This window comes from Agromyces capsici (genome assembly GCF_058349965.1).
In genome coordinates this window covers 1,736,944-1,749,166 of sequence record NZ_JBYRET010000001.1, presented here as the reverse complement: position 1 = coordinate 1,749,166, position 12,223 = coordinate 1,736,944, and the positions used below count along the sequence as shown (strand labels likewise).

Genomic DNA, 12,223 nt, shown 5'->3' with positions numbered 1-12,223 from the left:
AGCGGCTGCTCGGACGGATCGCCGTCGGCCCGCCGCGGTTCCGGCTACTCGCGGTCCTGCCCGGTGCGCTCCTGCCCGGTCCGTTCGCGCTCGGTGCGTACGTGCCCCGTGCTCCAGGCGAGCGCGTCGACCGCGTCCCCGCCGAGCTCCGGATGCCGCGCCCGGAATCCGGTCGAGCTCGCGGCGAAGTCGACCTCGAGTCGACGGGCCGCCTTGGCGAGTGCCGGTCCGGCTGCGGCGCCGAACCGTGCGATGAGGCGTCCGTCGTCGCGGACGGGATCGGGCGTGCGGCCCCAGCCGGTCCACTCGACGACGGCGCGGGTAAGACGAGGCTCCATTGCCTTCATCGGTGCTCCCTTGCGTTTCGTGCGCTTGCTGCATGCCGGTCTCGGTGACGCGGAAACGCGACATCCGTGCCGGCGGAACAAAATCATCTTATTCTATAGCTTTAGGACCGAAGGTATGCGAAGCTGTGGCAACCGGCGTCCGGGGTGGGCGGGCGCGATCAATGAAGATCACGAAAGGCCAGCATGTCCGAACCCGCGAAGCGCGCCGAACTCGGCGACGGCGAGCACCTCCAGGTCCTCGGTTACCAGGACACCTTCAACCGCTCCATGAGCCTCTGGGCGAACTTCGCCCTCGGCTTCACGTACCTCTCCCCGCTCGTCGGCGTGTACTCGCTGTTCGCGCTCGCCCTCACCGTCGGCGGACCGCCCTCGATCTGGTGGATCGTCATCGTGGGCGCCGGGCAACTGCTCGTCTCGCTCGTGTTCGGCGAGGTCGTCTCGCAGTACCCGATCCACGGCGGCATCTACCCCTGGGCGCGACGGCTCTGGGGTCGTCGCTACGCATGGATGGCGGCGTGGGTCTACATCTGGGCCATGATCGTGACCATCACCGCGGTCGCCGAGTACGGCTCCGGCTTCACCGCCAGCCTGTTCGGCATCGAGCACACCGCCGACACGACGCTGTGGATCACGCTCGGCCTGCTGCTGATCGCCCTCCTGATCAACCTCTCGGGCACCAGGTGGCTCGCCCGCGTCGCGCGCATCGGCCTCGCCGCCGAGCTCATCGGCGTGATCGGGCTCGGCCTCTACCTGCTGATCTTCCAGCGCAAGCAGGAGTTCAGCGTCTTCTTCGACACGATGGGCGTCGAAGGCGACGGCAGCTACCTCACCGCGTTCATGGGCGCGGCGCTCGCCGGCCTGTTCCTCTTCTACGGCTTCGAGGCCTGCGGCGACGTCGCCGAAGAGGTCGCCAACCCGGCGCGCCGCATCCCCCGGGCCATGATGCTGACGATCCTCGTCGGCGGCGTCTCGGCGCTGTTCTCGTTCGGCGGCTACGTGCTCGCCGCCCCCGACCTGCAAGCGATCGTCGCCGGCGAGGATGCCGACCCGATCCCCGCCATCCTCGAGTCCACGCTCGGCCCGGTCGGCGCGAAGCTGTTCCTCGTCATCGCGATCACGGCGTTCCTCTCGTGCGTGCTGAGCCTCCAGGCCGCCGCGAGCCGCCTGCTGTTCTCGTTCGCGCGCGACGGCATGATCCCGGGCCACCGCTGGCTCTCGAAGGTGACCGAGGGCAGCAAGGTGCCCGCGAACGCGCTCATCGTCGCGTGCACCGTGCCCGCACTCATCGCCGTGCTCGTCTGGCTCAACGCCGACCTGCTCTACCCCGTGACGGCGTTCGCGGTGCTCGGCATCTACGTCGCGTTCCAGATGGTCGTGCTCGCGGCGCTCCGCCAGCGGATACGCGGATGGAAGCCGGCCGGCCCCTTCTCGCTCGGCCGCTGGGGCCTGCTGGTGAACATCATCGCGCTCGCCTACGGCGTGTTCGCGATGATCCTGCTGGCCACGCCGGGCTCGTCCGGCGACGTCGTCGCCGACTGGATCGTCCTGATCGGGCTCGGCGTCGTCCTCGGCACCGGACTCGTGTACCTGTTCATCGCCCGACCCGACCGCCGGTCCGACGCGCCGGCGGGCGACGCGATCGAGGTGGCCGAGCGCCTGCGCTCCCACCCGGCGCGCACGACGCAGTCCGCGGACCTCGCAGGGGCCGACGCGTCGTAGCGCACACGCGGGGCGGGCGGCCGGAGGGGGAACCGGCGCCCGCCCCGCCTCATCGCGGACCACGCACGGCACAGGTGCTGCGCTGCGGGGTCCTGACACGACCCGGCATCAGACGACGCCGTTCTCGTACGCGTACGCCGTCGCTGCCGCTCGCGTCGACACCTGCAGCTTGGCGAAGATGTTGCTGAGGTGACGAGCCACCGTCTTCTCGCTGAGCGAGAGGCGTTCGGCGATCGCCCGGTTGGTGAGGCCGGTCGACACGAGGCGCAGCACCTCGAGCTCCCGTTCGGTCAGTCCGCCGCCGCCACGGCCCGTGCCCGTGATCCGGTCGAGGTCGGCGAGCGCGGGCGCGGCTCCGAGCTCGAGGAACACCCGCCGAGCCGCGTCGAACTCGACGCGAGCCCGATCCGGCTCGCCGAGCGAGCGGAGGACGCGACCCGCCATCACGCGGCTCCGAGCCCCCTCGTACGGGACGCCGAGCTCGCGCCATCCGTCGCCCGCCTCCTGCGCGGCAGCGAGCGCGGCGGCCGCGTCGCCTTCGGCGAGACGCACCTGCGCCGCGGCGAACGAGATCACGGCCGCGAACATCGGCGACGGCGAGGGCCCGGCCCGCTCTCGCAGTTCCTCGAACGCACGCCGGGCGGCTCCGACGTCGCCGCCGGCCGTCTCGACCTCGATCATCGCGGGAAGCCGGTACCGCCGCATGAACGGGTCCGCGTCGGCCGCGCTGCGCCGGATCTCCTCCCTCGCCCGATCGATCCTGCCCTCGGCGAGCAACAGCATGGCCGAACCCGGTTGCGGATCCCACGCCGTCTCCCCGGCTCGGCGGAACGACTCCGCCGCCGAATGCAGCGCGCCACGGAGCCGCTGGAGCTCGCCGTACCAGTACGGGGCGCCCCACATCGCGCGGAAGTCGCCGGCCCGGAAGCGCGCCATCCCCAGCTCGGCCTCGGTCGCCGCCTCGGGCCACGCACCCTGCAACCGCAGGAGCGCGCCCCGCAGCGCGTGGCGCTGGCCGTCGTAGGCCACGAGCTCCGGCTGGGCGCGGCACCACTCGTCGAGTATCGACGTCCAGGCCACGATCCGGCCGAGGTCGAATCCGATGTGCGCCATGCCGATGCACGTGCACAGGATGAATCCGGAGAAGACCGGCGACACCTCGCCGCGCGCGACGGCGGCCACCGCCCGGTCGAAGAACGCGAAGCCCCTCTCGTCGTCGCCTAGGTCGAGGAAGCAGTACCCGCGCCCCCACGCCGCCATTGCGGCGAGATCCCGATCCTCGAAACGCTCGGCGATCTCCTCGGTCTCGGCTGCCTGGCGCTCGGCTCCGCGGTAGTCGCCGCTCGCGATCGACGCGATCGTCGTCGGCACCATGGCGAGGCCGACCACTGACGTCGGTTCGCTCAGCGAACTCGCGAGGCGACGGGCCCGCGGGATCCATTCGAGGTTGTGCGACCATTCCGCCAGCTCGATCTGGTAGACGGCGATCCAGGCGGCGGTGCGAACCCCGCCCTCGAGGTCTCCCCGCACGACGTACGCCTCGTGGGCGCGCATCAGCACCGCGAGCGCATCCCGCCCCTCGCCTCGCAACAGCGATGCGGTCGCGAGCAACTCGAGGTCCTCCGGAGCGAGCCCGCCGGCGGCGTCCGCGACGGCCAGTCGCTCGTGCGCCTCCGCCCAGCGCCGGCCGGCGACGGCCGCACGGCCCTCCTCGAGCGCCGCGGACGAGGTCATGGCCCGTCCGACCTCGTCACGTGCAGCCCCGCCTCCTCGGCCGCGCGGATCGTCTCGCGCATCAGGCGCTCGGCGATCTCGGCGACGGCCGTGACGTCGCCGAAGTCGAGCCGCACGGTCGTCGCCCCGGTGTGCTCGACGAGTCGCCGCACGTCGTGCACGATCTGCTCGGCGGCGACGAAGTCGAGTTCACCGCGCAGGGTGATCGTGACCGTCGCGTGCTCGGCGTCGAGGTCGACCTCGCCGACGGGCGAGGCCGGTTCGGCCGTGTGGTCGAACATGTGGAGGCCGAACCGATCGGAGAGCGCCTCGAGCATCGCCACGCCGCGCGTGCTGTTGCCGGCCTCGTCGAGCGGCGGGCTGAACACGCCGACCCCGAACTGGCCCGGCCGGACCGCGACGATCCCGCCGCCGACCCCGGACTTCGCGGGCATGCCGACGCGGAACGCCCACGCGCCCGAGCGGTCGTACATGCCGCAGGTCGCCATGAGCGAGAGAGTGTCGCGGGCCGCTCGCTCGCTCACCACGCGATCGCGCGTGAGCGGATGCACGCCGCCGTTCGCGAGCGTCGCGCCCATGAGCGCCAGGTCCTCCGTCGTGACGAGCAGCGCGCACTGCCGGAAGTACGGGTCGGTCGCCGCGTCGACTTCCGCCGTGCCGAGCGCCCCCGTCGCCAGCGCGAGGCCGGCGAGCGCGCGGTTGCGGTGGCCGGTCTCGGCCTCGGACCGGTAGACGCCGTCGTCGAGGTCGAGCTCGCGGCCCGCGAAGCGGGAGAGCGCGTCGCGGATCAGCGCGAACCGCTCGTCGGCGTCGGCGGCCGGCACGAGGGAGGTCGTCACGATCGCGCCGGCGTTGATGAACGGGTTCTCGGGCCGGCCCGAGGCGTCCAGGCTGATCGCGTTGAACGGCTCGCCGCTCGGCTCGACGCCGACGTGCCGCAGCATCTCGTCGGCGCCGATCAGGTCGCACGCGAACGCGTACGCGAAGGGCTTCGAGACCGACTGGATGGTGAACTCCACCGCGGTGTCGCCCGCCCCGTAGACCCGGCCGAGCACGCTCGCCAGCGAGACGCCGAACGCGTCGGGGTCGGCGCTGGTCAGCTCGGGGATGTAGTCGGCGATCCTACCGCCGGACACGCGTGCCGCGACATCCGCCAACGCCCGGCCCAGGGTGCGATCGACGGCCTCGCCCAGGAGCTGCGGACGCTCGACGCCGGTCACGGCCGGCGCCGGACGGATGTCGCGTCGATCTCGTCGCGCCGCAGCGACACGAGCCGCCGCACGACCTCGTCGGGCAGCGGGCGGTCGGCCGTGAAGCGGATGGTGCCCTTCGCGCGGTCGAAGCCGTCGAGCGCGTCGGCGGACTGCTCGATGACCGCGGGGCTGAACGGGTACACGCCGATGTGCGCCTTCGCGGCCATCACCGACAGCAGCGCCTTGTCGCGGTAGCGCAGCGCGGGCATGCCGTAGCTGCGGCCCTCCAGCGCGTCGGGCACGGTCTCCCGAGCCACTCGGTAGACCGCGTCGATCGCCGACCGCACGGGCTCGTCGAGTCCGGCCACGTACTCCGAGACCTCCCCCATGCGGCTCATGCTACGCGCGGGGCGCGCCCCGCGGCATCCGTGCGGTGCCGAGACCTCGGGTCTACCCTCGTGACGAGGGGGTCTCATGATCCGGCAGCGCGTCATCGTGCACGGCCGCGTGCAGGCGGTCGGCTTCCGCTACTACGCGCGCGCCGAGGCCCAGCGGCTCGGCGTCTCAGGATGGATCCGCAATCGCTCCGACGGTGCCGTCGAGGCCGAGATCGAGGGGGACGCGCCATCCGTCGACGCCATGCTGGCCTGGCTCGACGACGGCCCGCCCGGTGCCGACGTCACCTCGATCAGCACCGCCGACCAGACCCCCACCGGCGAGCGCGGCTTCCGCATTACGGGCTGACGGATGGCGCGCCGCACCGCTTCGACGAGAGGAGACCGCCGATGAGCGACCCGTGGGGCGACGATCCCGCCGGCGAGGACGAGGAGCAGTGGCGCGAGCAGGTCGTCAACGACGCCGTCGCGGGCGAGCACGTGCCCACCGACGAGGAGCTCGACCTCGACGCGCTCGAGCACGAGGGCCTCGAGGACGAGGAACCGGAGGACGACGGGTCCTGGGACGACGACCTCGAGGAGGAATGAGCCGTCCCTCATCCCGCCAACGGCGCGATCGGCAGGCCCGGCACCACGATCGACGGCGGCCCGCTGAAGCCCTGCTCGAACACCGTCGCGAACGAGAGCGTGGCGATGGTCCCCGCGTCCGGGAGGTGCCGGTTGAACACGATCGTCCCGCGGCGGAGCTGACCCGGCGCGATGGTCTCGCTCCATGAGCTCCGGAAGGCATCCGCCTCGAGCGTCGTGCCGTCCTCGGCCGAGAGCGTCGCGTTGCGGTACACCGGCAGGGTGATGGTGTTCGCGAGGTCGTTGCGCACCGTCAGCTCGACGCGCGTGAAGTCCGCCGTGTGCTCGACCCGCTCGACGGTCGTGACGATGCCGCCCGAGTCGAGGGCCACCGGACTCTCGAGGCGGTCGACGCCGACCTGATTGCCGGTGATGAACCCGCTCACGGTCGCCACCGCATAGGTGACGGCGACGCCGCCGATGCCGATGACGAGCACGGCGACGAGCACGCCCACGAGCACGCTCACGCCCGGGCGGTGCGGCGCAGGGACCACGCCGGTCGGTGCCGTCGCGCCACGTGGCGCGGGCGCGCCGCCCGGCGGTGCGACGGGTGCCGACGCCGCAGCCGCCGCGGGCGCGGCCTCCTCGGGGGGCCGGGTCAGCGCGTCCTTCATGAGCGCCACCATCGCGGCTGCCATGCCCGTCAGCGGAGCGGCGAGCCACGTGCCGATCCCCGTCCAATCCGTGGCGAACTGGATCACCACGCCGGCGCCGACGAGGATCAGGTTCGCGAGTCCGCCGACGAGGATGACCCGGCCGACGCGGACCCGGCCGAGTCGGCGCTTCGACGGGGCCGCCGCCGTCGGCGCGGCACCGCCCGATGGAGGTGCCGGCGCCCCGCTCTCGAGCGCGAGGAGCGCCGTGCCGAGCTGGATGCGATCACCCTGCCGAAGCTCGCGTGCGGTCGTGAGGCGTTCGCCGTTCACCCAGGTCCCGTTCCTCGATCCCACGTCCTCGATCGTGACGGTCTGCGCCGCGCGGACGAGCATCGCGTGGTGACGGCTGACGCCCTCGTCGTCGAGGACGAACTCGGACGTCGCGTCGCGTCCGACCGTCGTCTCACCGGCGGGCACGACGACGCGCAGGCCGGCCTGCCGTCCCCCGATCACGACGAGGGTCGGTCCCGGTCCCCCCGGCTCCGGCGACATCCTGCTGCCCTGCTGCCCTGTCACATCGCCGCGGTGCACTCGCGGCCTCGGCAGCAGGGTACGCCCGCCGCCCTCCCGCGGGCCAGAGGGACACCCCTGAGCGGGCGGGCCGAGTGGGCGACGGCGGGCCGGCGAACGGGTCAGACGAGTCCGTTCTCGTACGCGTAGGCCGTCGCCGCGGCGCGCGACGCGATCCCGAGCTTCCCGAAGATGTTGCTGAGGTGCCGCTCGACGGTGCGTTCGCTGAGCGTGAGGCGTTCCGCGATCCCGCGGTTGGTCAGCCCCGTCGAGACGAGGCGGAGCACCTCGACCTCTCGCGCGGTCAGCGCCCCGGTTCGCCGATCGCCGGCCAGGTCCGCGAGCTCGGCCCGCGCGGGCTCAGCGCCGAGGGCGACGAAGACCTCGCGCGCTCCCCCGAACTCGACCTCCGCCGATGCATGCTCGCCCAGCGCGCGCAGCGCGCGCCCGGTGAGCACCCGGGTCCGTGCCCGTTCGTAGGGCGCGTCGATCGCGAGGAAACGTGCCGACGCGGACCGCGCCTCCTCGAGCGCTCCGGGCGCGTCCTCCGCGGCGAACCGCACGCGCGCTTCGGACGCGGCGAGCACCGCCTCGAGCAACGGGGTCGGCATCGCGGCGCTCTCCCGCCGCAGCTCCTCGACCGCACGACGGGCCGCATCGAGATCGCCCGCCGCCACCTCGATCTCCACGAGGGCGGGGAGGACGAATCGTCGCGTGAACCGGTCGTCGCCGGCCGCATTCCGCCGGATCTCGGACTGCGCGTACTCCGTTCGCCCGGCCGTGAGGTGCAGAAGCGCCTGGCCGGGTTGGGGCTCCCACCCCGATTCCGCGGCCCGCCGGTACGACTCCTCGGCGGAGTGGATGGCGCCGCGCAGCCGCCGAAGCTCGGCCGAGTGGTACGGCGCCCCGTAGCTCGCGCGGAAGTCGCCGGCGCGGAACCGGGCGAGGGCGAGTTCGAGCGAGCCCGCCGCGTCGTCCCAGGCGCCGTGCACGATCTGCAGTGCCGCGCGCAGCGCGTGGCGCTGCCCGCTGAAGGTCACGAGCGACGGTTGCGCCCGGCACCATCCGTCGAGCACCTCCGTCCAGCGCTCGGCACGTTCGAGGTCGTACGCCATGATCGCGTCGGAGATCACCGCGCAGCAGATCACCCCGCTGGTGATGGGACCGACGTCGCCCGCCGTCACTGCACCCATGGCCCGGTCGTAGCTCGCGAACGCCTCGGCGATCGCGCCGAGCTCGAGGAGCGACTTGCCGAGTCCGAGCGAGGAGTTCGCGTCGAGCTCGCGATCGCCGTGCTGCTCTGCGACCGCGCGGATCTCCTCGAAGGTCCGACGGGACTCCACGACGTTCCCGCTGCCGAGTTGCGCGACCCCCGGTGCGAGCCGTACGAACCCGGCGAGCGGACCCGGCTCGTCGACCGCATCGGCGAGGCGCATGGCGCGCGCGGACCATGTGACGGAGCCCGAGAAGTCGCCGAGTTCCACCGCCTCGAGGGCGAGCCACCCGGCCACGCGTGCGGCGGCGGCATGATCCGACCGCGCGAGGTGCCCCGCGTACGCCCGCGAGCCCGCATCCATCGCGACCGCGGGCTCGCCGCGCAGGAGCGCTGAGGTGGAGAGCAGTTCGAGGTCGGATGGCCTCAGCCCGCCGTCGGCGTCGACCTGCGCGAGGCACTCGACTGCGTCCGCCCAGCGACCGTCCGCCACGGCGGCGCGGCCGGCTTCGAGCGTGCTCGGCGACGTCATCTCGCTCCCCCGGCGACCGCCGCCCGGTCGGCCCGGGTCCGCGGCTTCGTGGGAAACGTACCGTCGCGCCATCCGCCGCCGCAAGGTGGGGCAGGTGCGTCGCTACCTCGCCATGTGGCGCTCGCTCGCGCGGGACGGCCCCCGATCCAGCGGCCGGTTCCGTCCGCGCGGGGCGGCGGTGCCCGCGGCCGCCGTGCGATGGCGCACGCACAGCACGAGCATCACCGCCGACGCCACGAGATAGAACGAGTGCAGCATCCAGATCGGTCCGGGTGGGAGGCTGAACACGTACAGGGAGTAGACGACATTGGCGGCGTTGATCATCGCGATGCTGCCCAGGCTGTACGAGGTGACGTCGTGCGTGCGCACCGCCTTCCAGAGCATCGGCAGGTTGCTGATCGCGAACACCACCGCCGCGATCACCCCCGCGAGCACCGGAACGTCCATGACACCGACGCTACGGCGCCGGGCGGCCCGCGTCTTCGGGGGAATCATCCATCTTGCGGAGCCGCGGGAATGGGTGATTCCACCCACGAACTCCGATCGGCTGCACCCGCCGTGCGTGGACGACGAAGGGCCCGCCGGCGAACCGGCGAGCCCTTCGTGACGAGTCAGGCGACTCAGATGGCGTTGACGTCCAGCGGGATGCCGGGGCCGAACGTGGTCGACACGGCGCCCTTCTGGATGTAGCGGCCCTTGGCGCTCGACGGCTTGAGGCGCACGACCTCCTCGAGCGCGGCCTTGAGGTTCTCGTCGAGCTGGTCCTGCGAGAACGAGGCCTTGCCGACGACGAAGTGCACGTTGGCGTGCTTGTCGACGCGGAACTCGATCTTGCCGCCCTTGATCTCCTCGACGGCCTTGGCCGGGTTCGGGGTCACGGTGCCGGTCTTCGGGTTCGGCATGAGGCCGCGCGGACCGAGGACCTTGCCCAGACGACCGACCTGGCCCATGAGCTCGGGGGTGGCGACGGCCGCGTCGAACGCGGTGTAGCCGCCGGCGACCTTCTCGATGAGCTCGGCGCCGCCGACCTCGTCGGCACCCGCGGCGATCGCGGCCTCGGCCGCGGGGCCGGTCGCGAAGACGATGACGCGGGCCGTCTTGCCGGTGCCGTGCGGGAGGATGACGGTGCCGCGCACCATCTGGTCGGCCTTGCGGGGGTCGACGCCGAGCTTCAGCGCGACCTCGACGGTCGAGTCGAACTTCGCCGAGCCGGTCTGCTTCGCGAGCGCGACGGCGTCGGTCGGGGTGTAGTACTTGCCGGCCTCGATCTTCTCGGCCGCGGCCCGGTAGGCCTTGGACTTCTGTGCCATGTTGGTTCTCCTTGCGAGAGTGTGGTCATCGCGCCTGGCGGGCGCTGCCACGAATGAGAGTTCTACTGTGCGGGTCGAGGAGCGCGAAGCGCGTCTCGAGACCCGGAGGCCTTATTCGACCGTGATGCCCATCGAGCGAGCGGTGCCCGCGATGATCTTCGACGCAGCGTCGAGGTCGTTGGCGTTGAGGTCGACCATCTTCGCCTCGGCGATCTCGCGGACCTGGTCCTGCGAGATCTTGCCCACCTTGGTGGTGTGCGGGACGCCCGAGCCCTTGGCGACGCCGGCGGCCTTCTTGATGAGCTCGGCGGCGGGCGGGGTCTTCAGGACGAAGGTGAAGGAGCGGTCCTCGTAGACGGTGATCTCGACGGGGATGACGTTGCCGCGCTGCGACTCGGTCGCGGCGTTGTACGCCTTGCAGAACTCCATGATGTTGACGCCGTGCTGACCCAGCGCCGGACCGATCGGCGGGGCGGGGTTGGCGGCGCCGGCCTTGATCTGAAGCTTGATCAGACCAGTGACCTTCTTCTTCGGTGCCATGATTTCTCTCTTCCTGTTCGAACGCCCGGCCGAATCGCCGGGGCACTCTCCCGCAGGTCCCGGCGGTTCCGGGTTGCGGTGGCTGGCTGGTGCTCGCGAAAAGCACACAACCCTCCGAGTATACCGGAGGGTTGCGTGCGTGGATTCCGCCTAGAGCTTGGTGACCTGGTCGAAGCTGAGCTCGACCGGCGTCTCGCGCTCGAAGAGCGAGACGAGCACTGTGAGCTTGCCGCTCTCGGGCTTGATCTCGTTGATCGTGCCGGGCAGGCCCGCGAACGAGCCGTCCTTGATGGTGATGGTCTCGCCGATCTCGAAGTCGACCTCGGCGGGGATGGCGCGGGCGGCACTCGCGGCCGCGCCGGCCTTCGCGCCGCGCGCGGGGGCGACATCCTTGATCTCGACGAGGCTCTTCAGCATGTTGAAGGCCTCCTCGAAGCGGAGGGGCGTCGGGTTGTGCGCGTTGCCCACGAAGCCGGTGACGCCGGGAGTGTGGCGGATGACCGACCAGCTCTCCTCGTTGAGGTCCATGCGGACGAGCACGTAGCCGGGCACGCGCACGCGCGTGACCATCTTGCGCTGGCCGTTCTTGATCTCGACCACGTCCTCCATGGGCACCTCGACCTGGTGGATGTGGTCGGCCATGGCCATGGTCTCGCGGCGCTGCTCGATGTTCGCCTTCACCCGGCGCTCGAAGCCGGCGTAGGAGTGCACGACGTACCACTTGCCCGGGAGGAAGCGGAGCTCGTGGCGGAACGCCTCGTACGGGTCGTGCTCTTCGTCTTCTTCGGTGACGGCCTCGAACGCGGCCTCGGCCTCGTCGGCGGAGTCGATGTCGAGTGCGTCGTCGACGACGGCGTCGGCCTCGGGGTCGGACGCCTCGGCGAGCGAGTCGAGGACGGCGTCGAGGTCGATGTCGTTGCCCTCGTCGTCGACGATGTGGACGGCGCGGTGCTCGGCCGGCTCGACCGAGTCCTCGTCGTGCTCCTGCGTGGCGCCTTCCTGGATCTCCTCGACCTCGGACGACTGCTCAGCGGCGGTCGCCCAGTCGACGTCCTCGCGCTCGTTCCTCGTCACTGTTCCTCAATCCTTCTCTTGCCGAACCGCGGAGGTTCCGCGGCGGGTGCGGGCCGACGGCCCGATCAGACCCCCGGCGTTCCGAAGACGTACAGGACCAGCAGACCGAACAGCTGGTCCATCCCCCAGACGATCGCCATCATGATGACCACGAAGACCAGGACCACCGCGGTGAAGCTGAAGAGCTCCTTGCGGGTGGGCGTGACGACCTTCTTCAGTTCGCCGATGACCTGCCGGAGGAACAGGGCGATCCTGGCGAAGGGGTTGCGCCGTGCCGCGCGCTCGCGCTTGGCATTGGCGACGACGTCCTCGCTGGGCTCGTCGAGTACTTTCCGGGCCACCTCGTACACCTTTCATGGGCCGGCCATCGCCG

14 protein-coding genes are annotated in these 12,223 nt (G+C 71.6%); 3 read left to right on the top strand and 11 right to left on the bottom strand.

Features of this window, described 5'->3' with window-relative positions; translation table 11 throughout:
• Positions 1-44: 44 nt before the first annotated feature.
• The gene (locus AC3RKB_RS08290; RefSeq protein WP_491435614.1) at positions 45-347 is read right to left on the bottom strand and encodes a hypothetical protein; all 303 of its coding nucleotides are present in this window, start codon (positions 345-347) and stop codon (positions 45-47) included.
• Positions 348-530: 183 nt separating this feature from the next.
• Here AC3RKB_RS08290 and AC3RKB_RS08285 point away from each other — a divergent pair, with 183 nt between their 5' ends.
• Entirely contained in the window at positions 531-2,066 is a 1,536-nt protein-coding gene (locus AC3RKB_RS08285; protein ID WP_491435613.1) for an APC family permease, read from the top strand.
• 108 nt (positions 2,067-2,174) lie between these two features.
• Here AC3RKB_RS08285 and AC3RKB_RS08280 read toward each other — a convergent pair whose 3' ends face one another.
• From AC3RKB_RS08280 to AC3RKB_RS08270, 3 genes are read right to left on the bottom strand one after another with little or no spacing between them, the layout of a single operon-like run.
• Positions 2,175-3,800 carry a LuxR C-terminal-related transcriptional regulator gene (locus AC3RKB_RS08280; RefSeq protein WP_491435612.1) on the bottom strand — a complete coding sequence of 542 codons (1,626 nt, stop codon included), beginning with the start codon at positions 3,798-3,800 and terminating at the stop codon, positions 2,175-2,177.
• Entirely contained in the window at positions 3,797-5,020 is a 1,224-nt protein-coding gene (glsA, locus tag AC3RKB_RS08275; RefSeq protein ID WP_491435611.1) for a glutaminase A, read from the bottom strand. Before glsA ends, AC3RKB_RS08280 begins: the two co-directional genes overlap by 4 nt.
• Positions 5,017-5,382: an iron chaperone gene (locus AC3RKB_RS08270; protein ID WP_491435610.1), complete on the bottom strand. Its 366-nt coding sequence runs from the start codon at positions 5,380-5,382 to the stop codon at positions 5,017-5,019. Before AC3RKB_RS08270 ends, glsA begins: the two co-directional genes overlap by 4 nt.
• 85 nt (positions 5,383-5,467) lie before the next feature.
• On the opposite strand from AC3RKB_RS08270, the gene AC3RKB_RS08265 reads away from it, so the two are divergent.
• Both AC3RKB_RS08265 and AC3RKB_RS08260 read left to right on the top strand, forming a co-directional pair.
• On the top strand, positions 5,468-5,737 hold the full coding sequence (locus AC3RKB_RS08265) for an acylphosphatase (RefSeq protein WP_491435609.1): 270 nt from the start codon (positions 5,468-5,470) through the stop codon (positions 5,735-5,737).
• Positions 5,738-5,778: 41 nt separating this feature from the next.
• Positions 5,779-5,976: a hypothetical protein gene (locus AC3RKB_RS08260; protein WP_491435608.1), complete on the top strand. Its 198-nt coding sequence runs from the start codon at positions 5,779-5,781 to the stop codon at positions 5,974-5,976.
• An 8-nt stretch (positions 5,977-5,984) separates the two neighbouring features.
• Here the strand turns inward: AC3RKB_RS08260 and AC3RKB_RS08255 are convergent, their stop codons facing one another.
• From AC3RKB_RS08255 to secE, 7 genes are all read right to left on the bottom strand, one after another.
• Positions 5,985-7,163: an FHA domain-containing protein gene (locus AC3RKB_RS08255; protein WP_491435607.1), complete on the bottom strand. Its 1,179-nt coding sequence runs from the start codon at positions 7,161-7,163 to the stop codon at positions 5,985-5,987.
• A gap of 140 nt (positions 7,164-7,303) precedes the next feature.
• Positions 7,304-8,926, bottom strand: coding sequence for a helix-turn-helix transcriptional regulator (locus AC3RKB_RS08250; RefSeq protein ID WP_491435606.1), 1,623 nt, complete (start codon positions 8,924-8,926; stop codon positions 7,304-7,306).
• A gap of 102 nt (positions 8,927-9,028) precedes the next feature.
• Entirely contained in the window at positions 9,029-9,373 is a 345-nt protein-coding gene (locus AC3RKB_RS08245; RefSeq protein ID WP_491435605.1) for a hypothetical protein, read from the bottom strand.
• Between the two features lie 173 nt (positions 9,374-9,546).
• Positions 9,547-10,236 carry a 50S ribosomal protein L1 gene (rplA, locus tag AC3RKB_RS08240; RefSeq protein ID WP_491435604.1) on the bottom strand — a complete coding sequence of 230 codons (690 nt, stop codon included), beginning with the start codon at positions 10,234-10,236 and terminating at the stop codon, positions 9,547-9,549.
• Positions 10,237-10,347: 111 nt separating this feature from the next.
• Complete coding sequence (rplK, locus tag AC3RKB_RS08235; RefSeq protein WP_491435603.1) at positions 10,348-10,776, bottom strand: 50S ribosomal protein L11; 429 nt, start codon at positions 10,774-10,776, stop codon at positions 10,348-10,350.
• Positions 10,777-10,926: 150 nt separating this feature from the next.
• Positions 10,927-11,850, bottom strand: coding sequence for a transcription termination/antitermination protein NusG (nusG, locus tag AC3RKB_RS08230; protein ID WP_491435602.1), 924 nt, complete (start codon positions 11,848-11,850; stop codon positions 10,927-10,929).
• Between the two features lie 65 nt (positions 11,851-11,915).
• Positions 11,916-12,191, bottom strand: a complete 276-nt coding sequence (gene secE, locus AC3RKB_RS08225; RefSeq protein WP_491435601.1) for a preprotein translocase subunit SecE — start codon at positions 12,189-12,191, stop codon at positions 11,916-11,918.
• Positions 12,192-12,223 lie beyond the last annotated feature (32 nt).